The following is a 24,940-nucleotide window of genomic DNA, read 5'->3' as shown; positions in this document are numbered from 1 at the left end:
AATTTTCAGGTTGTTAAAGCATATATTTCATTGCGAAAGAGAACGCGTCCTGCATTATTGTATGTCGTCATCGATTCTTTGCTTATAGCAATTTCTTTCTGGGCATGACAGTGTAATTCCTTAACGATGATGTTAAGGACTGTATTCTTGTGTTTTTTGAACCAAGGCATATAATACATAGGACAGGGAAGTTTTCTATCAATAACAGGAATAAAGATTTGAATGACAATCATCCGCCGACTGAAGGTAAAAAGTTGACAGCTAATCCATTGATTAATATTTTGAACTCTTCAAGAAAAACGAAGAGAATACTTACGCTAGTTGTCGATGCGGTTTTTATATTTTTATCTTATTGGATAGCGTTATTTATTCGTTTAGATAGCATCCACCCAATTACTGTCTTTCATTATTGGTTGGTTTTGTTCGCTATTTTACCACTCAGTATTATAATTTTCGTCAGATTAGGCTTGTACCGTGCGGTACTTCGCTATATGAGCTCTAAAGCTGTTTGGGCTATAGTTGCTGGTTCATTTCTATCCACTGCCGCTGTTGTCCTTATCGCTTTTTTCTCAACAATCCCCATTCCTCGAACCATGCCGTTAATTTATGCTTTTTTGATCTTACTTTCAGTAGGTGGAGCAAGGTTGGTGGTTCGTGCATTAATATCGCAGTTTGCTGGCTCGAATAAACAGCCTGTTGTTGTATATGGCGCTGGTTCTGCCGGGAGGCAACTTGCCAACGGCCTAACCACAGGTCCAGAATATTATGTGAGTACCTTTATAGACGATGATCCAACAAAACATGGTTCTGTCATCCAAGGTATACCGGTCATAAGTTTTAATGACTTAAGCCCGCTAATTTCTGAGGGGAAAGTAAAGAAAGTACTGCTAGCTCTGCCAAGTGCTAGCCGCTCTAGACGGAATCAAATAATTTCCCAATTGGAATATATGTCGGTGCAGGTACAAACGATGCCTGGTATAAAAGACGTTATTGAAGGAAATGCAAACGGTAACGAAATTGTAGACGTCGAAATTGAAGATTTGTTAGGGCGAGAGCCCGTCAACCCAATCCCCCAACTAATGGCTCAGCACATTACCGCAAAGACCGTCATGGTATCGGGCGCTGGTGGTTCTATTGGCTCTGAGCTATGTCGTCAAATTTTAAAGTACAAACCGGTAAAATTAGTACTTTTTGAGCTTTCTGAATTTGGTCTGTATCAAATAGAAAAAGAACTTTCAGAATATATTTTTAAAAACGGTTTAAAAACAAAGTTATATCCAATCATGGGTTCAGTTCAGCGTATTAATCGCGTTGAAAACGTCATGAAAGCCTTTGGCGTACACACCGTCTATCATGCCGCAGCCTACAAACACGTTCCGCTCGTCGAGCATAACGTGGTCGAAGGCGTGCGTAATAACGTGTTTGGTACCTACTATTCAGCGAAGGCAGCTATAAACTCAAACGTAGAAACCTTTGTTCTCATTTCCACAGACAAAGCCGTAAGACCCACCAACATTATGGGAGCGAGTAAGCGTATGGCCGAACTCGTTCTGCAAGCGCTCGATAAAGCTAAAATAAATACCGGAACGAGATTTTGTATGGTTCGCTTTGGTAACGTCTTAGGGTCATCTGGCTCCGTTGTGCCATTGTTCAGAAGGCAAATAAAAGAAGGCGGTCCAATCACACTAACGCATGAAGACATTACGCGCTATTTCATGACAATCCCAGAAGCTGCTCAATTAGTTATTCAAGCCGGCGCGATGGGTAAGGGCGGTGACGTATTTGTGTTAGATATGGGAGAATCCGTTCGGATTAAAGATCTCGCTACTAAAATGGTTAGGCTTTCTGGCTTAGAGATAAAAGACAAAAACAATCCAAATGGTGATATCGCAATTGAATGCACGGGCTTGCGCCCGGGAGAAAAATTATTTGAAGAACTACTGATTGGTGATAATGTACTTGAAACTTTTCACGAGCGTATTCTTACCGCAAATGAAGCAATGTTAAACTGGGATGATTTATCTGTCATTCTAGACACCCTCGATGTTGCCTGTCATAACTTTGATCACGAGCTAATTCGTCAAATATTGCTAGATGCTCCAACCGGCTTTAATCCAACTGACGGTATTTGTGACTTGGTTTGGGCGCAACGAAATGCAAAAAGTGATACCGAAAGTAAAAGTAAAAAGCCTGTCTTGAACGTTATAAAATAGTAAGCATTCAAACTAGACGAAGCCGCAGCCTCAGGTATAGTTATGTATCTATTTGTATAAAAAAATGGACTTTAAGCAATAGAGCGTTTACGTCATTTGTGCTATTGTTTTGCGGATTAGTTTCCTATATTTACCAAAGGACCCCAAATAAATGAAAGTAACCGTTTTCGGCATAGGCTATGTAGGCCTAGTGCAAGCTGCTGTGTTAGCAGAAGTAGGCCACGAAGTAGTCTGTGTAGATGTTGACCAAACTAAGGTCGACAATCTTAAAAAGGGTATTATTCCCATTTATGAACCAGGTCTTACTCCCTTAGTTAATTCTAACTACGAATCCGGCAGGGTGTTATTCACGACAAATGCAGCCGAAGGTATCATGCACGGTGACGTAATTTTTATTGCGGTAGGCACACCTCCCGATGAAGACGGTTCAGCTGATCTTAAATACGTGTTAGCCGTTGCGTCTACCATTGCTGAAAATATGCAATCGCATAAAATTATCATCAACAAATCTACCGTGCCGGTAGGTACTGCTGATAGAGTCACCGCCAAAGTAAATGAAGTACTAAAGGCGAACGGTAAAGAAGTATCTTTCGACGTTGTTTCAAACCCCGAGTTTTTAAAAGAAGGTGCTGCGGTAAACGATTGTATGCGGCCTGACCGCATTATTTTAGGGACAACTAGCGCGCGTTCAGAAAAGAAACTTCGCGAGCTCTACGCACCATTTAACCGGAATCACGACAAAATTATCGTTATGGATGTGCGTAGTGCTGAGCTTACTAAGTATGCTGCAAATTGCATGTTGGCAACAAAAATCTCATTCATGAACGAGATGTCAAACTTGGCCGAAAAATTTGGTGCCGATATCGAAAACGTACGTAAAGGCATTGGTAGTGACCCACGTATTGGCTACCAGTTTATCTATCCAGGCTGTGGGTATGGTGGTTCTTGTTTCCCCAAAGATGTGCAAGCGCTCATTCGTAGTGCGACAGCGGTTGGTTATGATGCAAAAGTACTGCAAGCTGTCGAAGCTGTAAACTATCGTCAAAAAGAAAAATTGTTTGATTATATTATGCGCCATTACAACAATGACGTGAGTGGCAAAACCATTGCACTTTGGGGCTTATCGTTTAAGCCCAATACTGACGATATGCGTGAAGCGTCTTCACGAGTGCTTATGGAAAAATTATGGGAAAAGGGCGCAAAGGTACAAGCCTTCGACCCTGAAGCCATGGAAGAGACACAAAGAATTTATGGTTCACGCGCTGATTTAGTGCTTATGGGCACAAAAGAGGCAACTCTAAATAATGCAAGTTGCCTTGTGATTTGTACTGAATGGCAAGCCTTCAGAGCCCCTGATTTTGATTTAATCAAAAGCACTATTAGTGATGCCGTTATTTTTGATGGCCGTAATTTATTCGAGCCTTCGACAGTATCGGAATACGGATTGCATTACTACGCTATTGGTCGTGGTATGTCGATAGAGTAAGTAGATTGGTGTTACTATCAGTATCGCTTAAGTTTAGATGATATTTGTCTTCGCATATCGTATTTTTAAATTTGTTAAAGTAGGAAACTTTACATGAGTCAGGTTAAAAAAGCAGTTATTCCCGTTGCTGGTCTTGGTACTAGAATGTTACCGGCCACTAAAGCCATACCCAAAGAAATGCTGCCGGTTGTTGATAAACCACTTATTCAATACGTGGTCAACGAGTGTGTGCAAGCTGGATTAAAAGAGATTATTTTAGTTACTCACGCCAGTAAAAATAGTATCGAAAACCATTTTGATACTTCCTTTGAGCTTGAAGCTACGCTTGAAAAACGTGTTAAACGTCAACTTTTAGAAGCGGTCCAGCAGATATGTCCGAAAGACGTCACCATCATGCATGTGCGTCAAGGCGTGGCCAATGGTTTAGGGCATGCGATTATGTGCGCGCTACCTTTAGTTGGCGATAACCCTTTTGCCGTTGTTTTACCTGATGTCATTATTGACGACGCTACCAGTAGTCTGAAAAAAGATAATCTAGCGGATATGGTGGCTAAATTTAATACCAGTCGCGTTAGCCAAGTAATGGTTGAACAAGTGCCGCAAGAAGATGTATCTAAATTTGGTATCGTTGATTTAGAAGGCAAATCTTTAGCCCCTGGAGAGTCTGCAAAAATTCATAAAATGGTTGAAAAGCCTGATCTTGAAGATGCACCCTCTGATTTGGCCGTAGTAGGGCGCTATGTTTTGTCTGAAAAGATCTGGGACTTGCTTGCAAAAACGGCCCCTGGCGCTGGCGGCGAAATTCAACTAACTGATTCAATCGATATGTTGATGGAGCATGAACAAGTTGATGCATATTACATGAAAGGCAAGAGCCATGACTGTGGTAGCAAACTTGGCTATATGAAAGCCAATATTGAGTTTGCCATGCGTCACCCCGAACTAGGGCAAGAATTTACTGATTATTTGAAAGAAAAGTTTAGCTAGAACACAATGTCGTAGTTATGTCTTTGCAGAGGAAAAGCTCGTTTTACACGAGCTTTTTTGTACGCAGAATTTAGATGGAAATGTAACCGTCTAGTTTTGCTAGCATCTTAGGCCCAATACCCTTTACGTTCACCAATTCTTCGACAGATGTGAACTGGCCATTGAGCTCACGATATTCTATGATCGCTATGGCTTTTTTTGCACCAATTCCCGGTAGGTTTGAAAGCTCTTCTGCACTAGCACTATTTATATTTAGCATGCTTATCGATTCACTCGGTGCATTGGCTCTTGAGAGCGTGCTTAGAGTGTCTAGTGTAGTGACATCTTGTTCAATGCTACTTGTATTAGCGACCGCGTTTATTGAGTATTGACCCATCGCGCCAACAAGTAAAACGCATAGCATGATCCAATTTGGTAATTTCATTTTGTATTTCCTTATAAAGTATTTGATTGAGTGCGTGCTACAACGCACAACAACAAAGACTACATAAGAAAATGACTTTCTAAAACTTGGCTTTTGGTACAGAATTGGCGAAAGTTAAAGAAAGCATACAACATTGCTAAGCCCAACACATGAGATTTACACAACCCGATGATCAGCGATATTCGTTACCAGTTTCAAAGCCATATCCACGCCAACCGTTTTATAAACGAACTACAACATTGGGAAAAGCATAGTGTTAAGGCTAAACTCTACACTAAATCAAACACGGTAAAAGTTAGTTATGAATCTGATGGGCGCGGATTTGATTACACCTTAAGCGATTTAGATGATCTTGCCAGTATGTATGGCGGCACAGAATATTAAGAAGCAATAGTGAAGCTGGTATAGCCTCACAAAGGGCTATACCAAAGATGATGGGCGTTGTTAGTGTTTATACCTTGATTGTATAACAAGGTTCATAAGGAGCACCATTTAGCTTCATTCGACCTTGCTCAACAAAGGATGCCAGTAATTTATCCATTTTTTGCATTAAGGCCGCGTCACCGTTTAGTTCAAATCGTCCGTGTTTCTTAATTTGTTCGATCCCTTCAGATTTTACGTTACCTGCTACAATCCCTGAAAAACACTTGCGTAAATTTGCCGCCAAAGATGAAATGGGCTGACTGGCGCTTAAGTCTAGCGCTTTCATTGATTCATGGCTTGGAATGAAGGGCTTTTGGAAGTCTTCGGGTATATGTAGGGTCCAGTTGAAGTTATAAGAATCCCCCATCTCACGCCTATAAGCCAGTACATCTTTTTGTGCAGCGCTCATGGCACTTGCTACTTCGCGCGCATTTCCAGTAACGATACTATATTTACTTTGTCCCTCTTTGCCTAAGGTTGCACCAACAAAATCGTCTATCGCCTCAAAATAGGCTTTACGACTTGCCGGACCGGTGAGAATGAGTGGAATTTTTTGGCCTTTATTCTTTTCGTCAAGCAGAATTCCAAGCAAGTATAGGAGTTCTTCTGCAGTGCCAACACCACCAGGAAACACAACTATCCCTTGGGATATTCTCACAAACGCCTCTAAGCGTTTTTCTATGTCTGGCATAATGATTAATTCGTTTACAATCGCATTGGGCGGCTCTGCTGCGATAATACTGGGTTCTGTAATGCCCAAGTAGCGGCCGCTTTTAACGCGCTGTTTGGCATGGCCAATAGCAGCTCCCTTCATTGGTCCTTTCATCGCCCCTGGGCCGCAACCGGTGCATATATTCATTGCGCGTAAGCCAAGTTCATAACCAACTTCTTTGGTGTACTTATATTCTTCGGTCACAATCGAGTGACCACCCCAACAAACTATCATCTTCGCAGGCTCAACTCCCCCCAATGCATCTGCATGGCGAAGCATGTCAAACACCACATGAGTGGTAATATTTGCCTCTATTGGTGTGCGAATGCGATGCATTGTGGAATCGAACTGTGCATTGTGTTTACTGCTCATGTAGAGCATATCGCGCAGTACAGAAAAGATATGTTCGTGCACTCCTACAATCAATTTTCCGTCAACAAAAGCGCTTTGTGGTGGATTAACTAGTTCTATCTTTACACCTCGCTCTTTTCTCACCAATCTCACTTCAAAGTCTTTATAAGTTTCAAATAGCATTTCTGCGTCATCTTGCTCAATGCCGGCGTTTAGCACCGCTAAACAACAGTTTCTGAAGATTTGATACATGTCATCGGTCGTTGATTGTTCTAGTAAATTCATTTCGAGTTGTGACAATTGTGACATCCAACCAACGGGATTTAGTTGTATAGTTTTGGTCATTTAGGATCCTTTTGTGTACTGTCGATTTCGCTTAAGCTTCTTTTCACCTTAAGCATTTTTATAGATGTAGCGCATATTTGATATATGCGATTAGCCTCGTATGCAGGTTTGATTTCGGCCATTATTTTTCGCGCTAAATAATAAATTGTCAGCGGCCTCAAACGCCTCCTCAATTGTTGACTGAGTACCAAACTCACTCAGGCCAATACTGATGGTTACACTAACGCGAGCGCCTTTAAACATAAATGGGAGCGAGGCAATTTTTTCACGCAGCGCTTCTACTTTCGCAAAGCTAGTATTGAGGTCTTGATCATAAAGTAATGCAACAAACTCTTCGCCGCCCCAACGTACCAAAAAATCGTTTTTATCAATCAATTTTCGGATGTGATTAGCAATAATTTGCAATGTCTTGTCGCCAACAGAATGTCCGTACTTATCATTAATCTGCTTGAAATTGTCAATGTCAAAAATAGCAAGGTAAACGACTTGTTTCTCGTTTCTCAACCTGCGCCATTCATTGTTCACCTTTTCTTCATAGGCGATTCTATTGGGTAATTTGGTCAGCGTATCAGTCATAGCATTGATACGCTGTTCTATTAGTTTTTGTTTATAAGTATCACTTTGACTTTCAAGCTCATACAAACGTTTTTGCATTGATTGCAACAATGCGATTACTTTTTGTTGTTCGCCGCGGTCTTGTTGCTCACTCATATCAAGAGAATTCTGCAATTTGGCAAGGTATTCACTACTTTGTTTCTTTAAGTTGACGATATTTTCGCTGCTTGATATGGCATTTTCCATTACTAATATTTGCGCTTTCATCGCGGTAGTTTCTTGATGACGTGTTTGCAATCGGCTTTTGGACTTGTTTATTGTTGTGTGTATACCTTGATTGATTTGCACTAAAGATTTGTGAATATTGTTTATTAGCTTAGTGGCTGAAGAGGCTTCGCGCAGCACGTCTTTAATAACAAAACGAATCACTATTAAACAGCATTGCAATAATTCTTTTTGGCCAAGTCCATCGTTTAATTTTTGGTTTATTTCAACTAAGGTCTTATCGTTCGTATTTTGATGATAGAAGGGCGCAATGAGTTCTCGTATTTCTTGGGTAATTTGTTGATGTATCTGTTGAAGCTCATCGCTGTCTTTTTGTTTACTCATCACCAAATTATTGTTCAAGGCTTTTTTGAACAAAGTGAGCGCCTTTTCAAACTGACCAAGTGGCGAGTCTTTGCCTCCTTCGCTAGGCACCAAGCTGCTTATAAATTGTTTTATTTCCTGTTTGACTTCAGAGTCAATGACATCAAGCCCAGTTAAATTACGCAAAGCTCCTTGGATTTGTAAAAGGGTATCGGCATTCTTTTGTTGCATAAACTTACTTTCTTTTTTCAGTTTTGCATTTAAGCCGGTTGCTAGTTCAACTGCTTTGTCGTAATCGGGTTTGCCGCTTAGGAGTGTTTTTATCTGTTGAAACTCCGCATCGATTACCGGACTCGTTCCCCGAAAAAAGTCAGCCAAGCCCGCAATAAAAATCGACAGTTTATCGAGCTGTTGCCGAGCTATCATCAGTTTTTGCTTGGGTGACAATTCACTCATTTGTGTGTCCTGTTCATCTTCATGGTTGCCCGCAAATATAGACGGGCTCGGCGCATTATTGTCTTGCTAAACGTATATTCGCATAAGGACTTTCAAAGTTTGATCGAAATGGATTGATATCTAAACCACCGCGTCTGGTGTATCTCGCATAAACGCTCAGTTTTTCGGGATTACATGTTGTCAAAATATCATAAAATATACGTTCTACGCATTGTTCATGAAACTCGTTATGTTGGCGAAAGGAAATCAAATATCGAAGTAGACTTTCGTGATCAATTTGGGAACCTGAATATCGTATTTGCACGCTACCCCAATCCGGTTGGTTGGTAATCAGGCAATTTGATTTCAATAGATGACTAACCAGCGTTTCGTTTACGCCTTCGCCGCTGGTCTCAAGCTGATGTGAAGACAAGTCATAGTTGTCAATACTGATATCTATATCGTCAATCAAACAGGTGGGAAATGTTGGGTTTTCTTGGCTAGGGAGGTCGCCTATTTGCTGTTGGGCAAAGTCACTAGCAGCGATAATACTAAGCCTTACTGGCTTACCTGCACAGGCTGACAAATCTTTGTGTAGAATCTCGCTAACTGCCGCTGTCGACGCAAACTGGGTTTGATTAAAACTATTTAAATACAGTTTGAAGGACTTTGATTCAATTAAATTCTCAGAATCGATGGGAACATCACACTGTAAAATGGCCACCATTGGCTTACCTTTATTGTTTAACCACGACAACTCATAAGCATTCCACGTATCTGTCCCGGTGAAGGGTAGTACCTTAGGTAATTTAATGCTGTCTCGGCTTAAACTTCGAGGTACGGCTTGTAGTAAACTAGCATCGTAATGCTGCGCATATTCTACCGCTTTCCCCAGTACTAGTGCATCCACTCTTATCTCCTGTATACATTTGCGTTTTAATCAAGTTATACGCACATGACAATCATTATAGTTGTGATTATAATAACAAAAAACGCCGCTGGTGGTGAGCAAGTTCATAGGAACATAAGTCCATGTCATCTCAACAAGAACAAACAAGGGCTTTTAACCAAGCTTTCGATGCATTTATCAATAGTTATATCGACCATTCGTCCCAAGACAATATGGGTTTACTGACATACTACGACAATGAATGGCCAAGCCCGTGTTTTCAAGTCAACGCCAATACGCGCAAGCAAGACGGTGATGAAGTCTCATGGCTACCCGTATTACGCAGTGAACCAGCTAGCTTAAGTAATTTAGAAGAGGCCTTAGAAGTAAGGATACCTCTGGAATTACAATTGCTTTTTGGTCGTTATTATTCTCACGATCTAAACGCTTCCACAGAAGATGGCGGACTTTCAATCATTCAGGCCTGGAATGAACAAGACTTCGACCGCCTACAAAAAAATCTTATTGCTCATGTATTAATGAAAAGGCGCTTAAAACAAGCCGAGACTTTGTTTTTTGGTCTTACTGACGAAGAAGATTATATATTGTCGGTGATGTTAAGCAGTGGCGCAGTTATGCTAGAGAAGGTCGGGAAAGAGCCTGTTCGAGAGCTCGCGCCCAATCTAAGCGCTTTTTTACTTAACCTAAAGCCTGCACCTGTATTTGTAAGTCTTTAAGTTGTTTGCTCATAGAGGCAATTGCAAGTTCTAGCTGGGCAATTTTCTGTTCACAGGCACAGTTGGTGTTTGCTGATTGTGTTTCATGAGCTAATTTTTCATTCGCTTCTGATATTTCTACACTTTCTTGGTTCAAGCCCAACTCTTGATTGATTTGAAATTGCTGTATCCCCTTAACAATAGTGGCTAGTTTCACTTTGTTGCTTAGCCTGGTTTTTACTAATGCGATGCTTGGTTTTTTACCTGCTTTCACTAAGGCTAAACATACTTGTATCACTTCTTGAGTTTGCATAGGTTCTCATTAATGATTTAAACGAATAATTAGCCATATTGTTAAATAATTCGTCTACTTTACACAAGTATAATTTGGTTTTCATGGCGATTACAAGCTAAGCGTATGAATTATATGGTTATTTTAATGTTGGTCTAATTATTGTTTATACTTGAATCGTTGCCTTATATTTTAAGCGCACACACTATTATTAAGAACAATATTTACTAAGAGGTTTGTAATGAAAAAGGGTTTACTAGCAATTGCACTATCAGGCGTTTTACTTTCAGGTTGCGTTATTTCAATTGATGACGACTACGACAATGGCAGCAATCACGTTTCGTGGAGTAAGATTGAAAAAGAAAATCGTAAAATGATCAGCGAATTGTCAGTTGGCACTTCAATTGCGTCGGTACGCAGAAGCATGGGCACCCCTGATTTTGACGAGCTCATCGTAAAAAATGATAAAGAACATAGAGTCCTGTTTTATCGAACTCAGCGTACTGAAGGTGACGGTATAACCACCAAAGACGAATGTACCCCCATCCTTTTTGTTAATGGCGAATTAATCGGATTTGGTCAAACCGCATTAGACGCTATTTAAGCAGCAATTACTTGCTTTGATTCTCGTCTGAGGCATTGCCTTAGCGTTGTTATTATTCTGGCATGTAAAAAAAATGTTAATGCGCGTGCAATTCGTTTACACTCTCGACTGAAACTCAAAAGAGAGAAACATTTTATCTAGCCGATATGAATGTTTCTTTCTCCAGAAAAGGGAAAAGAGAGTAGGTATATGACTGTGACCCATTACAAGCCAGATTTGCAAAACGTGAAAGCGTCCTATTTAGGGGCCGATGATCTAAAAGTAGCCGCGTCAATTTTATATAACGCATATTTTGATGACCCTTTGTTCACTGATATTTTTCAAGTTAACAAAGAGGGCTATGAGGCGAGATTACGCAGCGCGATCCGAGAAGAAATAAATACATATTGGAATGCATCCCAATCCTTAATAGGCTTATACGAAAACAAACGGCTATTAGCGGTGACTTGTTTAACTTTGCCCGATACCGCATTTGGCTCTGGTAAGTTTTGGCACTGGCGTTTAAAGATGTTACTGACAGCGGGTTATTTTGGTACTAAACAAATGATTGTTAAGGAAGAAAAAGTACGCGAAAAGATGCCAGCCAAAAATTATCATATGCTCTCGCTAATTGGTGTTCATCCTGACTATCAAGATATAGGTTTAGGGCACGTATTGATGAGCGCGGTATTAGGTTTATTATTAGAAGACGAGTCATCTGAAGGAGTCGGTGTACTTGTTACGCTACCTAAATGTATTTCTTTCTTTGAAGATGGTGGTTTTAAGCACGTTGAAGAAATTGCCGTTGGTAATATTAAAGGCAAAGTAATGTTTAGGCCTCGTGATAACTGATCAAAATACACTCTTCCTTTTTTACTCGCAGTTTTGTAAGAGATATCTTACAAAATTGTGAGTAATACAGCCTTAAAACTGAAGATTTTTATCCTCGCAAACTATAAATCCCAAATAAAACAAGATCTTACAGAAAGATCAAATTTGCTCTCTTAAATCTCACTAAAATTTTGTCAAAAATACTTTACTAAAACTCATCGCCATTACGTATTCTATACCTGTCTTAAGGGAACTTCAGGAAGAAGGTTAAGACCACGACAGGATGTTGTGTTAATGGATTGCAAAGTAAAGGATTAAACTGGACAACATATGGATAGTGAATCTGGGTTGTATGGATGAACCTAGGCGTGAAAGCGCAATGGACAAAGGAATAAGGGACCTACACAAGATGTGTTGCCTGCTTAGGATTAGCGGGATTAAAATGGAAAGGGGTGTAAAGGATTTTTTCGGGATGAAATTTTAGCCAAGGACAGCTGAGAAGGATGCTCAAAATTATCAAGGCAGACGCTAGCGTCTGCCTTTCCTCGTTTATGAAGTCAAATAAATATTACTCAATATATCCACTATTTTCCTCAACCACTCTGTACGCGGGTAAATCGACGCTAATCACCTGTTTTCCATGAGTTACAATTGTTCCGTGGTATTCTGTTTGACCGTCACTACTAAACTCCATTTGATAGCTTAATTGCCAATCTAGTTTCCCTTTGTGGGCTTTAAACCGTGTGCCTGTGCGAGCTAAACTAATGTATTGCAATTGGTGTTTTTTACAATATTGATTAGCATAGCTTACTGTGTGTTCGGCAATGGCCCGTAAGCGCCAAAATTGCACGCCAAACAAGACAAGTATCATTAAAATAATTAAGTTTGATAATTCCACTGGATTTACTTCCTAGACTTGGTCGTCATGCATATTAAGAAAATAGTGAACCTATCGCCTTTGCGACTTCTTCTGTGCGCTCTGTACTGCGAATAAAATCTAGGCAGGTTTTTCTTGTGTAAGGTACTTTAACTAAGTCAGCGTATAGACCCTTGAATAAATTGTGACTAGGGTCTAATACAGCGACCTTATGCATAAATTTATGCAAGCGTTTTTCATCGCTTAACAGTTGCCAGTAGCGGCCACTAATCACTACGCAAGTTTCTAGATCACATTTGTCATCTTGCTCTATCAAGCTAAGTATATATTCTTGGCCCTGGGAAGGCGCTTTAAAGCTCATTGCGCGCAAACAAAGCGCAGCTAAATTCGAATCATCGCTCGACTCATGGAAGTTTATGAGTGCTTGGCAAAGCGTGTCGTTTATTTCGACTGACTCCAAACTAGCAAATAAACAGTGTAAAACAGGCGTAGCATAGCTTTGTAAATTAGCAGCAATAAGCGATTGCATATCACTTTTGTCTTCGCTACTGGCTTTTGGGTAAATAACAAAGTCTGCAATGTCCTGCACACTTAATTGCGCCCAAGCTTGCTCGTTCTTGACGCTGTTAGGCGCATGCAAATAAGCATGGGCGTCAGACTGAGGACGAAGATCTAGGCTTAAGACTCTGCGAATGTGCGCATTGCAGTCAGCTAATTGTTGTTGACTAGGCTTAAACACAAAGGGGTTTTCGGGGAGCTGGGCTTGACTATCACTGGTATGTTCTAATTCTTTACCTAAGGCTTTTACAATAATCTCTAAAAACTGGCTTAGAGAGGCGCTCATTATTAGACCCTTTTCATCAAGGGGTAACTTGATAAACCACATATAATGTTCTTGATTAAGGTTTTTATTCCAAAATACAATACAAAACCACGCATGATCTTGACGTGGAAAGGCGCAGGGGGCTTGCTGATTTTCCCATTCAAAAAAAGTTTGCTTAGGTAATGGTCGAATACCACGACCTAAATCAAAGACTTCGTATTGCGTTTGCGCCTGCAGCAAAAATTCGCTTAAGGTAGAGATCGTTGGGGATGATGCCATTTAAATAAAAAAACCTAATAGGAATGAAAAACATTATTGTTATTATATGTCAAATACGAAACCCTTGTCATACCTTTGATTGTGTATTCAGGGCAAGAGCATATTAAATTTCCTCAACTAACAACTCAACCCTGAAGTTATCTTCCAAAGCCTCCTTTTTAATTTTGTTTCTATGCTTGCCTTGGTCAAGCCTATGCTGGCGTAATTTCGCGGATTTCCAATCATGGAAAAAAGGATAATAAAGTTATTTGTCATTTAGGACACACCTATATTGTTTCCCAATCCGCTTATGTAACCGGCTAAAAATTCAATTTATAGTGATCTTGTTCTGCCTCGCAAACCGCTTATCTATTAAATTCATCTAAAACATTTTGTTTTTGCACGGTATTTGCATTGCCCTAGACGTACACAAAGCGCCGTCAATAAAACTGCACGATTAGCCGATTTGAATGATTATTTAAAGCTTTTTAAAGAGCGTTTTAAGCTAATTGATGACGGTCTTTTTTCTAACCAATGGGTTGTAAATAACCAGACGTAGCCAAGAGCACATATGAAAAAAATAGTTCTCATTACATTCTTTTTACTATTATTTGGGTGTGATTTAGAAAACCCAGTTAAAACACCACTACTAAGCGATGCGAATCCACTGAACCCTGAAATAGCGAGCTCAGTAGTACTTACTGAGCAAGGAAGTCGCAGAGCAACTGCTTATGAGCTTTCAAATAAGATCTTGAACGATGATAACTATATTTACGCTAGCTTTTTAGAGTTTATTGAAGATAAAGAGCACGTTGTGTTGACTAAAATACGCAAAACAGACCTAGCTATAGTCAAAAAAGTGACTATCGGGGAAGCAGGTGATGACCACGGGGGCGCGACTATCCTTAAGGATAGCCAAGGTAACTTCCATCTATTCTATGGTAGTCACAACACAGCGTTAAAATATAAGTTTAATTCTGATGGTGAAAAACTAAATAACTGGTCACAAGAACGCAGTATAGGCAACGGCTACACCTATCCTTCTGCAGTAATCAATAATGACGATGAAATTTTTGTTGTGATAAGAGACGGCTATAATGTCTTGCAAGAACATCCCTGGTCGTATGATCTCCTGAAGATTGTGGATGGCGAGGTGGCCATGAAGAAACTGATTTTACGTTCTAGAGAGCATGAGGACGATTTTGTTAATCGCTATATCCATTATTTTGCGCAACTAGCCATTTCAAAGGATGGCAAGCTACATCTTGCTGCTCTCATTCATGAAAGAAGTGCTAATGATCCAGTTATTCCCGGCAATGGAGTAGGTTTTGGGATCGCTTATTTTAACTCTTCTGATAACGGAGAAACTTGGTATGACAGCGACGGTGAATACTTAGCTAGCCCCGCGACAATTGACAATTACGCCTTAATCGAAGGCGAACCAAATGCTCTAGATCTTCGCTTTGACTACCGCTCAGTTAGCATCAATATATTACCGAGCACCGACACACCAATACTCGCATTTATTAAATACGATATGGTAAATAAAGATTGGAGTTCTTGGCTATCAAGGCCACAGAACGGCTATTGGATAAGCACAAAAATAGCTGACGGACTATACAAGCAAAGCCTATATGCTTCAGCCGAAAGCAATTTATATGTGGTTGCCGAGAAATTATTGGACCCTAATAGCAGTGTAGAAGATGGATGGGCAAATCAAAACACAAGCTTGGCTGTTCTTTCGTCTACTAACTTGGGTGCAAGTTTCACAGAAAGCTTAGTCAGCGATGATGAGATAGGACCACATTGGTTTCCATCGACTCCCAAAGCGACAAGCCAACTTCGCGAACCAAGTGAACCATTTTTAATGTTCATGACAGGAAGTGAAAATGGGTCTAAAGTAATTTTAAAGAAAATTTATTAATTTACGATGTTAATGTGATTAAATTCTTACTATTCACAAGAGTTCCTTGTTAAAACATGTTCTTAAGAGCCCTTGCACCTGTTTCAGCTTTTCTAAGGGCAGTTCTTCACTTTCTTTTGGCAAACTGCCCTATTTTGGCTAGGGTCGTCCTGATAGTGTATTCTAAGTACTGGGGCAAAAATTAACGGGGATCTACAATTTTGTTGTCCATAAAGTATCAAGACGAAGACATTGTTGTTGTGCACAAACCCTCTGGTTTATTGGTGCATCGAAGTGAAATTGACAGGCATGAAACTGCTTTTCTAATCCAGCTCTTGCGCGACCAAATTCAGCAGCATGTGTTTGTTGTTCATCGTCTTGATAAGCCAACCTCTGGTTTGATGGTGCTGGCGCTGAATAAAGCAAGTGCCCGAGAACTCGCTGAACGTTTTGCACAGCGCCGCGTGCAAAAAGAATATACGGCAATTGTGCGAGGTTACACCGAGTCACAAGTTATCGATTATGCGTTAAAAGAAATGCACGATAAAATGACGGACATGAAAGCAAATAAAAATAAAGATGCTCAAACGGCTGTTTCACAAATAACACTGCTTGATACTGCTGAATTAAATATCCCACTTGGCCGCTATAATACGGCACGTTACAGCGCTATTAGGCTGCACCCTCAAACTGGGCGAAAACACCAGTTGCGACGTCATATGGCACATATTCGCCACCCCATCATTGGCGATACTACACATGGCGATGGCAAACAAAATCAGTTTGCGCGTATGCACTTGCAATTAAATAGACTCGCATTAGTGGCCACAGGACTAGCCTTTGACCATCCCACTAGTGGTGAACATATGCGCTTTTCTACTTCCATTGATGATGATTTACGCCCCGCATTTTCGATTTTTGATAATGCGCTGATCTCAAATCATGATTAAGCTATAGCTATCCTTGAATGTGGGGTAAAACACCCTATATACTAGAGGGCTGTTGCTATGTAGATAAGCATTGCCGTCAATATTATTAACCGTAGAGGAAAACAATGAGTAGCATAAGTATTTTTGCAGGTTCTGTGTATGGTAATGCGCAACACGTGGCTGAAGAAGTTCATGATATGTTAGGAGCACAAGGGATTGAAAGTGAGGTATTTACTGATCCTGAGCTTTCAGACTTTATTGACGCAGAGTCGGTACTGGTCATTACTTCTACTACTGGCCAGGGTGATGTGCCACCCAATTTAGAATTGTTTCACAGTGATTTAGCAGATACGTTTCCGTTAATGGATTCAAAACCCTTTGCGGTGGTTGCACTTGGCGATAGTAGCTACGGTGAAAGTTTTTGCGGTGGTGGGCGGCAGTTCTTCGACTTATTAAGCGAGCTCCAAGGTAAGCCGGTGGCTGAAATGTTTGAAGTCGATGCGCTTGAAACCCTCACACCTGAAGAAGAAGTCGTGCCGTGGGTAAAAGCAATCGCCGAAAAGCTCATTGACTAACAGGCTTTATGTTAAGCGCTATGTTGGCGATAAGAGTCGATAAAAAAACTATCCCGCTTGATCAACGAGTACTGAAAAAGAGCGCGAGAAATTTTCTAGTAGCAAGTTAGGTATCTTGGACTTTGCGTAGCGTTTTGTATCCACGATCACGTACGTTGTTTTCATAATAGCGATGTTCTCTGCATCACCATTGCTGTTAATTCGTGTGCAATCGGTGGTCAGTTGAAAAGAAGTATTGCCGATGTGTGATACATATACGCCCAAGTTTAATACATCATCGAAAGTGGCTGATGTAAACCAATCTATGTGTAAACTAACGACTTGGGTATCGTATCCCGCGCTTAATAATTTTTGGTGCTCACCAATCAGTGCCCGCATATATTCTGTAGCAGCTAAGTCTGCATAATCAGCATATCGGGCATTAAAGACGACCTGCTGCGCGTCACATTCACTATAGCGAACACGAATTCGTATATTAACCTGATTTGCAGCTTGGTTTATCGACATTAACAAGGCCTTCTCAATTTGAATTGTGTTTAAGTGGCTTTGCTCGGAAGCATCACTACCAATTTATAAGGGGGTGAGTACTTCCGGCTGATCAAGTTTGCTGATGATTAAATTTTTAACCAGCACTTGCTGTTCTTGGGTTAGCGCTTTTCCTTCACTATTGCTAACAATAAACACATCCTCTGCACGTTCACCGATTGTGGTGATTTTTGCCATCTTCAATACTAAATTAGTGTCTACAAATAAATGACCAATGCGGGCTAAAAGACCTGGCGCATCAAGTGCTTCAAGCTCGATGAGCGTTGTGTCTTCTTGACTCGAATAGAACCTCACCTTAGTGGGCACGTCTAGTTGTTTCATGCGTCGCGACATCTTTCTTGAATTTAAATGTGAACGCCCCGGACGAGAAAGTTGCTGCTTAATTGCGTTTACAAAATTATTGACTTGTTGCTCATTACTGATGCGCTTGTTTTCATGATCAAGGACTATCATGCTATCAAAAACATAGCCCCCCGTGGTGACCGATATTTGGGCGTCGTGAATGGTGCAGTTGCGGCTATCAATAACAGAGGCAATTTGCGCAAACAAAGCGGGGCGATCTTTACAATAAATCAGCAGTTCAGTGCCGCCTTTTGATGTTTCGTTTGAGGCCGCTACGAGAAATTCATCATCAGCCAACACGCCTGCTTCTACGATGCATTGGGTATGCCACGCTATTTGTGTAGGGCTAAATCGGGCGAAGTAATCTTGGCTATAATATTGCCAGATGTGCTTACAAGCCGCTAAGTCTACGTCTCGTTTTTCAAGTAAGGCGATCGCTTTAGCTTTATAATCTTCTATTCTATCGTTTAATGTCATTTGACATTGTAAACCGTTATCAAGGGCTTTTTGGGTCAATAAATAGAGTTCACGTAATAAGGATGCTTTCCAATCGTTCCACAAATTATTATTGGTCGCTCTAATATCTGCTAGGGTTAGGACATATAGCAAATCAAGTTGTTCTTGGCTTTTTACAATCGCGGCAAAATCGCGTATTACGTCTGGGTCGTATATATCTCTGCGTTGCGCGACAACCGACATCAACAAGTGGTGTTTAACCAACCATGCGATGATTGCGCTATTTTTAGCTGAAATATTATGTTGTTCACAAAAAATATAAACATCTTTTTCACCCAATATACTGTGATCGCCGCCGCGGCCTTTGGCGATATCATGGAAAATAGCGGCGATAAAAATCAGTTGTGGGTTTTCTAAGTTGTTAACGATACGGCTACAACGCGGAAACTCGGCTGGTTTGGTATAATACTGACGTACGTGTTTAACCAGCCTATGGGTATGTTCATCTACCGTGTATGCATGAAAAAGGTCAAACTGCATCATTCCTACAATGCGATCCCACTCTGGTAAGTATGATTGCAATACACCATGTTGATACATAATGTCCCAAGCTAAATCAAAAAATTCAGGATTTGAAATTAGCGTGACAAAGTAGTCTCTGCATTCAGGAATTTGATGGTAGTAAGCAGACTGAAAGGTCCTTCTAGCATTACGTAATTGCTGCAAGCAGTCAGCATCTAAGCCTTCAATTTCGGGATGACAGGCAACGAGTCCAAGAAACTCAAGTATTTTAAGTGGTGACGCAAAGGCTTTATCGTGTAACGGAGAAATTAAATTGTCTTTGATACAAAAATCATCTGATACGGGCGTACACCGTTTTACTTTTAGGTTCAAAATATCTTGTTTGAACCTAAGCATTAGCATGCTGTTGAGTTCACTTACTCTGCGTACGATCCTAAACAAGTGCTTCATCATCTTTTCAACGCCTTGTTTGCCATCACCAAACCCAAGTAAACGTGCTACATCGGGCTGATAGTCAAACAATAGGCGATTTTCGCTACGCTTTGATACCAAGTGGAGCGCGAATCGGATTTGCCACAAGTTACTTCTGCATTCTATTAGCTCAGCGTGTTCTAGTTCGTTAAAATAGCCATGGCCAATTAAGGTTAAGCCGTCATATTCTTGAAAATGCTTTTTGGCTACCCAGCCAATATTTTGGATATCGCGAAGACAACCAGGGTTTTCTTTAATATTAGGTTCTAGATTATAAGAGGTGTCATTAAACTTTGCGTGCCTTTGCTTTTGTTCATCTAACTTAGCTAAAAAGAAGTCTTTACTAGACCATATTTTGGGATGGTTTATTTTGCTGATGAGTTTGTCGAAGGTTTGATCGCAACCACACAAAAGCCGAGCTTCAACAAGGTTAGTAGCAATGGTGATATCATCTCTCGCTAATGAGACGGTTTCCTTTACGGTACGAACTGATTGGCCTACTTCTAATTTGATGTCCCATAAAAAGGTGATAAATACCGATACTTTTTCTTGGGTCTCTTTACTCAAGGTTTTTTCACTCAAAATGAGTAAATCAATATCAGAATAGGGCTGCATTTGACCTCGGCCATAGCCACCCACAGCGCACAAACTTAACGATTTTACCGTATGTAACTCTTGAAGTTGCCAGGCCTTGCGTAACAGAGCATCAGTGAAACGAGCGCGTTCTACGACGAGTTCATCAACATGTATCGAATTAAAGTTATTTTCAAGCCATAAAAAGCTTTCTTTTACGCATGCTTTAAATTCGCTAATGTCGCTCACCGACTTAATATTTTGAAGCTGCTCGACAATCATTTCTAGACTTTGCACATGCGACCCTTAATTTGACGTTTACAATTTACCCATAGCGCTTAGCTATGATTGATTATTCTTGGAATAGTTTCTTCATCACGATGGGTCAAAATTTCTACGCCTGTATCTGTTACGAGCAATGTGTGCTCCCACTGCGCACTTAAGCTCCTGTCTTTGGTTACAACCGTCCATTTATCGGGCAATATTTTTGAGTGGCGTTTGCCCGCATTGATCATAGGCTCTATGGTAAAACACATGCCGGCTACTAATTCTTCACCAGTATTTGCCACGCCATAATGGACAACTTGAGGATCTTCGTGGAAAGTTGCTCCTATCCCATGTCCGCAGTATTCTTGCACAACTGAGTAATTGTGTTTGTGGGCATGGGTTTGAATAACATGACCAATATCTCCAAGACGTGCACCGGGTTTAACTAACTCAATGCCTTTGTATAAACATTCTTGGGTTACCCTAATTAGTCGTTCGGCTAAAATACTGGGCTTGCCTACCACAAACATTTTTGAAGTATCACCGTGATAACCGTCTTTAATTACCGTTACGTCGATATTCACGATATCGCCGTCTTTCAGTTTTTTGTCACCAGGAATGCCATGACAAATGACATTATTTACAGATGTACAAACAGATTTAGGAAAAGGGGGGTTACCATAATTCAAAGGAGCGGGTATACCACCTTGTACATCGACAATATAGTTGTGACATAGTTGGTTTAGCTGTTCGGTGGTTACGCCTTTTACCACGTATTCACCAATCATATTTAATACTTCACTTGCGAGTTTACCTGCAACGCGCATTTTTTCTATTTCGTCTGCTGTTTTTATTGTGGCTGCCAAAGCTTATTTACCTATTTTGAAAATATCCCCACTATTATCATACAGTCAAGGCCAGCATACAATCCCATTTTTAAAACCCGAGGAGTATCATAAAGAAGGCAGTTTTTTTCACCTTAAAGACAACAATAATTTGTATTACACTCCCATAAATGATATAAAGCGCGCGCTGTTTTCGAATGGTTCATTTCTCACAAATGAAAAATAAGCTGTTCGGGCAGTGAATAACTAAAAATTCACACACATTTCGACACTGTTTCCGGGGTGTCTGCAATGACTAAACGTGTTAACTCGCAATTTGTCATTAACGATCGGGAATAGGGAAATGTGGAGGCATAACCCCTACAATTAGGAATTAATATTATGGCAACCGTTTCAATGCGTGACATGCTAAACGCCGGTGTTCACTTTGGTCACCAAACTCGTTACTGGAATCCAAAAATGGCTCAGTTCATTTTCGGCGCACGTAACAAAGTACATATCATCAACTTAGAAAAAACCGTACCTTTATTCAACGACGCACTTAGCTTTTTATCAAGCGTTGCGGGTCGCAAAGGTAAAATTTTGTTCGTAGGCACAAAGCGTGCAGCGGGCGAAGCGGTAAAAGAATCTGCATTAAAATGCGGTCAATACTACGTGAACAAACGTTGGTTAGGCGGCATGTTGACTAACTGGAAAACAGTACGTCAGTCAATCAACCGTTTAAAAGATCTTGAGTCACAAGCAGCTGACGGTACTTTTGATAAACTAACTAAAAAAGAAGTTTTGTTACTTCAACGTGAAATGGCCAAGCTTGAAAACAGCTTAGGCGGTATCAAAAACATGGGCGGCTTGCCTGACGTTATTTTTGTTATCGATGCTGACCACGAGCACATTGCAATTACCGAAGCTCGTAACTTAGGTATTCCAGTAGTTGCCGTTGTAGATACAAACTCTAACCCTGACGGCGTAGATTACATCGTACCGGGTAATGACGATGCAATCAGAGCGATTCAGTTATATACCAATGCAGCTGCAGAAGCGGTTATGCAAGGTAAAAACCAAGACGCACAAGTTGCTAGCGATGAGTTTGTAGCTGACGAAGCATAAACAATAGCTTAGTAATACATTTTGAAAGGAGACGCTAGTCTCCTTTTTTAAAAATTGCTTTTATAAGCACAGCAAAAAATACATTTTTGAGGAATAAGACAATGGCAGTGACAGCAGCACTGGTAAAAGAATTGCGCGAGCGCACAGGCGCCGGCATGTTAGATTGTAAAAAAGCACTTGTTGAGACTGACGGCGACGTAGAATTAGCAATTGAAAATATGCGTAAATCTGGTCAAGCGAAAGCAGCTAAAAAAGCGGGCCGTATTGCAGCAGAAGGCGTTATCTTAACGCAGGTAGCTGACGGTAAAGCAACGATGCTTGAAATTAACTGTGAAACTGATTTCGTTGCACGTGATGACGGCTTCTTAGCATTTGGTAACAAAATATTAGCAGTTGCTGCTGCTAATGGCTTAAATGACATCGACTCACTTAACGCAGCTGAGCTTGATGGCGTTGCTATATCTACAGCGCGCGACACACTTGTTGCTAAGATTGGCGAAAACATTTCACCACGCCGCGTAATCACGGTTGAAGGTGATAACCTTGGTGCATACGTGCACAGCGGACGCATTGGTGTAATCGCTATATTAAATGGCGGTGACGAAGAACTAGCAAAAGACATCGCAATGCATGTTGCAGCTTCAAACCCACAGTTTGTTAAGCCTACTGATGTGCCTGAAGATGTTGTAGCGAAAGAAAAAGAAATTCAACTTGAAATCGCAATCCAGTCAGGCAAGCCTGCAGAGATCGCTGAGAAAATGGTTTCAGGTCGTATGAAGAAGTTTACCGGTGAAGTTAGCTTAACTGGTCAGCCTTTCGTTAAAGATCCTTCAATGAACGTTGGCGCTCTATTAAAGAGCAAAAATGCAGACGTGATCAACTTCGTACGTTTTGAAGTTGGCGAAGGCATCGAGAAGAAAACTGAAGATTTTGCTGCAGAAGTTGCTGCACAAATGGAAGCGGCTAAAAAAGCGTAAGTTTTACCAAAACATACTTTTGTAAAACAGCCTCTTCATATACACTATTGAGCACCTCAAACGAGGTGCTTTTTTATAACTAAAGGAAATTACTGCGCATGAGTGTTAGCCCAAAACCCGCATATCGTCGAATCCTATTAAAATTAAGTGGTGAAGCCCTAATGGGAGAGGAAAGTTTTGGTATTGATCCAAAGTTTCTTGACCGTATGGCTGAAGAAATTAAAGAATTAGTAGAGCTAGGTATTGAAGTTGGCCTCGTCATTGGTGGCGGCAATCTCTTTAGAGGTGAAGGTTTGGCTAAAGCCGGTATGAATCGCGTTGTAGGTGACCATATGGGTATGCTTGCTACTGTGATGAACGGTCTTGCAATGCGTGATGCTCTGCATCGTGCTTTTGTAAATGCGAAACTAATGTCTGCCATTCCCTTAAATGGTGTATGTGATTCGTACAATTGGACTGATGCAATAAAAATGCTGAAATCTGGCAGAGTCGTTATTTTTTCGGCAGGCACCGGGAATCCATTTTTTACGACCGATTCAGCGGCGTGTTTACGTGGCATAGAGATAGAAGCTGACGTAGTTTTAAAAGCGACTAAAGTGGATGGTGTTTATGATAGTGACCCTGCAAAAAATCCAGAGGCAATCTTATATCCTCACTTGAGTTACAACGAAGTGTTAGATAAAGAATTAAAAGTTATGGATTTAGCGGCCTTTACCTTAGCTAGAGACCACAGCATTCCAATTCGTGTTTTCAACATGACCAAAGCAGGTTGCTTAAAACGTGTGGTGTTAGGAGAGACTGAAGGCACACTTATTAGTCACGTTGAATCTGGCGACGCAGTATAATAAGCGAGCTTTATTTTACTGCCTACACGATCGTGCGCATACAAGTGCGTAAAAATAATGTTAATATAAGAGACTGGCTAGGGATTACAAAAAGGTAGATGGCATTTATATTCTTCGCCAATTACTTCGCAGCGAGTAAGTTCCAATGCCAACGCGTGACCAAATATAAACACGCATAGAATAAAAAATAATCAGTAAAGGTTGTTACATATGATTGATGAGATAGAACTAGATGCCCAAGACCGAATGGAAAAAAGTGTGGCTGCGTTAAAAACGCAACTTGCTAAAATCCGCACTGGGCGCGCCCATCCAAGCCTACTAGACAGTATCGTAGTGTCATATTACGGTGCCGATACACCGCTAAAGCAATTGGCTAACATTGTGGCTGAAGACAGCCGAACACTAGCGCTGTCTGTGTTTGATAAAAGTGCCATACAAGCAGTAGAAAAAGCCATTATGCAGTCTGATCTTGGTCTTAACCCTATGAGTGCTGGTGCAGCTATTCGCATTCCTTTACCACCGCTAACAGAAGAGCGTCGTAAAGATTTGATTAAAGTGGTGCGCAATGAAGTTGAACTAGGTCGTGTTGCGGTTCGCAATATTAGACGCGACGCCAATAGCGATATCAAAGATTTGCTTAAAGAAAAAGAAATTAGTGAAGATGAAGCAAGAGCTGGCGAAGAAAATATTCAATCTTTGACCAATCAATTTGTGAAAACTATTGACGGCATTTTAGCTGACAAAGAAAAAGAACTGATGGAAGTATAGTGAGTTGAGCGCGCTAGATAGTGAAT

Annotated in this window: 24 protein-coding genes; 14 read left to right on the top strand and 10 right to left on the bottom strand. The window is 40.7% G+C overall.

Annotation, left to right across the window (positions count from 1 at the left end; genetic code table 11):
• Positions 1–218 precede the first annotated feature (218 nt).
• From AC0L6H_RS19200 to galU, 3 genes are all read left to right on the top strand, one after another.
• Positions 219–2,213, top strand: a complete 1,995-nt coding sequence (locus tag AC0L6H_RS19200; protein ID WP_473390894.1) for a polysaccharide biosynthesis protein — start codon at positions 219–221, stop codon at positions 2,211–2,213.
• A 151-nt stretch (positions 2,214–2,364) separates the two neighbouring features.
• Positions 2,365–3,699: a UDP-glucose dehydrogenase family protein gene (locus AC0L6H_RS19195; RefSeq protein ID WP_473390892.1), complete on the top strand. Its 1,335-nt coding sequence runs from the start codon at positions 2,365–2,367 to the stop codon at positions 3,697–3,699.
• 93 nt (positions 3,700–3,792) lie between these two features.
• Positions 3,793–4,686, top strand: coding sequence for a UTP--glucose-1-phosphate uridylyltransferase GalU (galU, locus tag AC0L6H_RS19190; protein WP_473390891.1), 894 nt, complete (start codon positions 3,793–3,795; stop codon positions 4,684–4,686).
• Between the two features lie 70 nt (positions 4,687–4,756).
• Here galU and AC0L6H_RS19185 read toward each other — a convergent pair whose 3' ends face one another.
• On the bottom strand, positions 4,757–5,110 hold the full coding sequence (locus AC0L6H_RS19185) for a ComEA family DNA-binding protein (RefSeq protein ID WP_473390889.1): 354 nt from the start codon (positions 5,108–5,110) through the stop codon (positions 4,757–4,759).
• A 168-nt stretch (positions 5,111–5,278) separates the two neighbouring features.
• On the opposite strand from AC0L6H_RS19185, the gene AC0L6H_RS19180 reads away from it, so the two are divergent.
• Positions 5,279–5,494, top strand: coding sequence for a hypothetical protein (locus AC0L6H_RS19180; RefSeq protein ID WP_473390888.1), 216 nt, complete (start codon positions 5,279–5,281; stop codon positions 5,492–5,494).
• 67 nt (positions 5,495–5,561) lie between these two features.
• Here AC0L6H_RS19180 and ppnN read toward each other — a convergent pair whose 3' ends face one another.
• The 3 genes from ppnN to queF all read right to left on the bottom strand — a co-directional run bounded on the left by ppnN (position 5,562) and on the right by queF (position 9,429).
• Entirely contained in the window at positions 5,562–6,941 is a 1,380-nt protein-coding gene (gene ppnN / locus AC0L6H_RS19175) for a nucleotide 5'-monophosphate nucleosidase PpnN (RefSeq protein WP_473390886.1), read from the bottom strand.
• A gap of 90 nt (positions 6,942–7,031) precedes the next feature.
• Positions 7,032–8,540 (bottom strand): GGDEF domain-containing protein, encoded by a 1,509-nt coding sequence (locus AC0L6H_RS19170; RefSeq protein ID WP_473390885.1) that lies wholly within the window; start codon positions 8,538–8,540, stop codon positions 7,032–7,034.
• A 55-nt stretch (positions 8,541–8,595) separates the two neighbouring features.
• Positions 8,596–9,429, bottom strand: a complete 834-nt coding sequence (queF, locus tag AC0L6H_RS19165) for an NADPH-dependent 7-cyano-7-deazaguanine reductase QueF (RefSeq protein ID WP_473390883.1) — start codon at positions 9,427–9,429, stop codon at positions 8,596–8,598.
• Positions 9,430–9,551: 122 nt separating this feature from the next.
• Between queF and syd the strand changes: the two genes are divergently transcribed.
• Positions 9,552–10,145: a SecY-interacting protein gene (syd, locus tag AC0L6H_RS19160; protein WP_473390882.1), complete on the top strand. Its 594-nt coding sequence runs from the start codon at positions 9,552–9,554 to the stop codon at positions 10,143–10,145.
• On the opposite strand, the gene AC0L6H_RS19155 is transcribed toward syd, so the two are convergent.
• Complete coding sequence (locus tag AC0L6H_RS19155) at positions 10,108–10,437, bottom strand: DNA-binding protein (protein WP_473390881.1); 330 nt, start codon at positions 10,435–10,437, stop codon at positions 10,108–10,110. The two genes, syd and AC0L6H_RS19155, sit on opposite strands and share 38 nt — an antisense overlap.
• A 220-nt stretch (positions 10,438–10,657) precedes the next feature.
• On the opposite strand from AC0L6H_RS19155, the gene AC0L6H_RS19150 reads away from it, so the two are divergent.
• Both AC0L6H_RS19150 and AC0L6H_RS19145 read left to right on the top strand, forming a co-directional pair.
• The gene (locus AC0L6H_RS19150) at positions 10,658–11,020 is read left to right on the top strand and encodes a DUF3192 domain-containing protein (RefSeq protein WP_473390879.1); all 363 of its coding nucleotides are present in this window, start codon (positions 10,658–10,660) and stop codon (positions 11,018–11,020) included.
• Between the two features lie 189 nt (positions 11,021–11,209).
• Positions 11,210–11,851 carry a GNAT family N-acetyltransferase gene (locus AC0L6H_RS19145; RefSeq protein ID WP_473390878.1) on the top strand — a complete coding sequence of 214 codons (642 nt, stop codon included), beginning with the start codon at positions 11,210–11,212 and terminating at the stop codon, positions 11,849–11,851.
• A 547-nt stretch (positions 11,852–12,398) separates the two neighbouring features.
• Here the strand turns inward: AC0L6H_RS19145 and AC0L6H_RS19140 are convergent.
• Both AC0L6H_RS19140 and AC0L6H_RS19135 read right to left on the bottom strand, forming a co-directional pair.
• The gene (locus AC0L6H_RS19140) at positions 12,399–12,728 is read right to left on the bottom strand and encodes a DUF3301 domain-containing protein (RefSeq protein WP_473390877.1); all 330 of its coding nucleotides are present in this window, start codon (positions 12,726–12,728) and stop codon (positions 12,399–12,401) included.
• 34 nt (positions 12,729–12,762) lie between these two features.
• Positions 12,763–13,809, bottom strand: a complete 1,047-nt coding sequence (locus AC0L6H_RS19135; protein WP_473390875.1) for a DUF3549 family protein — start codon at positions 13,807–13,809, stop codon at positions 12,763–12,765.
• Between the two features lie 550 nt (positions 13,810–14,359).
• Here AC0L6H_RS19135 and AC0L6H_RS19130 point away from each other — a divergent pair.
• From AC0L6H_RS19130 to AC0L6H_RS19120, 3 genes are all read left to right on the top strand, one after another.
• Positions 14,360–15,712, top strand: a complete 1,353-nt coding sequence (locus AC0L6H_RS19130) for a BNR-4 repeat-containing protein (protein ID WP_473390874.1) — start codon at positions 14,360–14,362, stop codon at positions 15,710–15,712.
• 200 nt (positions 15,713–15,912) lie between these two features.
• Entirely contained in the window at positions 15,913–16,641 is a 729-nt protein-coding gene (locus AC0L6H_RS19125) for a pseudouridine synthase (RefSeq protein WP_473390872.1), read from the top strand.
• 104 nt (positions 16,642–16,745) lie between these two features.
• Positions 16,746–17,195, top strand: a complete 450-nt coding sequence (locus AC0L6H_RS19120) for a flavodoxin (RefSeq protein ID WP_473390871.1) — start codon at positions 16,746–16,748, stop codon at positions 17,193–17,195.
• A gap of 48 nt (positions 17,196–17,243) precedes the next feature.
• Here the strand turns inward: AC0L6H_RS19120 and AC0L6H_RS19115 are convergent, their stop codons facing one another.
• From AC0L6H_RS19115 to map, 3 genes are all read right to left on the bottom strand, one after another.
• Positions 17,244–17,702 carry an acyl-CoA thioesterase gene (locus tag AC0L6H_RS19115; protein ID WP_473390870.1) on the bottom strand — a complete coding sequence of 153 codons (459 nt, stop codon included), beginning with the start codon at positions 17,700–17,702 and terminating at the stop codon, positions 17,244–17,246.
• Between the two features lie 63 nt (positions 17,703–17,765).
• A complete protein-coding gene (glnD, locus tag AC0L6H_RS19110) occupies positions 17,766–20,387 on the bottom strand; it encodes a [protein-PII] uridylyltransferase (RefSeq protein WP_473394588.1) in 2,622 nt (873 codons plus the stop codon).
• Between the two features lie 56 nt (positions 20,388–20,443).
• On the bottom strand, positions 20,444–21,238 hold the full coding sequence (map, locus tag AC0L6H_RS19105; RefSeq protein WP_473390868.1) for a type I methionyl aminopeptidase: 795 nt from the start codon (positions 21,236–21,238) through the stop codon (positions 20,444–20,446).
• Positions 21,239–21,598: 360 nt separating this feature from the next.
• Here map and rpsB point away from each other — a divergent pair, with 360 nt between their 5' ends.
• The 4 genes from rpsB (at position 21,599) to frr (ending at position 24,914) form a co-directional block, all read left to right on the top strand.
• The gene (gene rpsB, locus AC0L6H_RS19100; RefSeq protein WP_473390867.1) at positions 21,599–22,324 is read left to right on the top strand and encodes a 30S ribosomal protein S2; all 726 of its coding nucleotides are present in this window, start codon (positions 21,599–21,601) and stop codon (positions 22,322–22,324) included.
• A gap of 101 nt (positions 22,325–22,425) precedes the next feature.
• Positions 22,426–23,301, top strand: a complete 876-nt coding sequence (gene tsf / locus AC0L6H_RS19095) for a translation elongation factor Ts (RefSeq protein ID WP_473390866.1) — start codon at positions 22,426–22,428, stop codon at positions 23,299–23,301.
• A gap of 98 nt (positions 23,302–23,399) precedes the next feature.
• The gene (gene pyrH / locus AC0L6H_RS19090; RefSeq protein ID WP_473390864.1) at positions 23,400–24,146 is read left to right on the top strand and encodes a UMP kinase; all 747 of its coding nucleotides are present in this window, start codon (positions 23,400–23,402) and stop codon (positions 24,144–24,146) included.
• 210 nt (positions 24,147–24,356) lie between these two features.
• Positions 24,357–24,914 (top strand): ribosome recycling factor, encoded by a 558-nt coding sequence (gene frr, locus AC0L6H_RS19085; protein WP_473390863.1) that lies wholly within the window; start codon positions 24,357–24,359, stop codon positions 24,912–24,914.
• Positions 24,915–24,940: the final 26 nt, after the last annotated feature.

The organism is Glaciecola sp. G7-5, from assembly GCF_055808975.1.
Note: the sequence above shows the minus strand (reverse complement) of the source record. Positions and strands in the feature narration are given on the sequence as shown.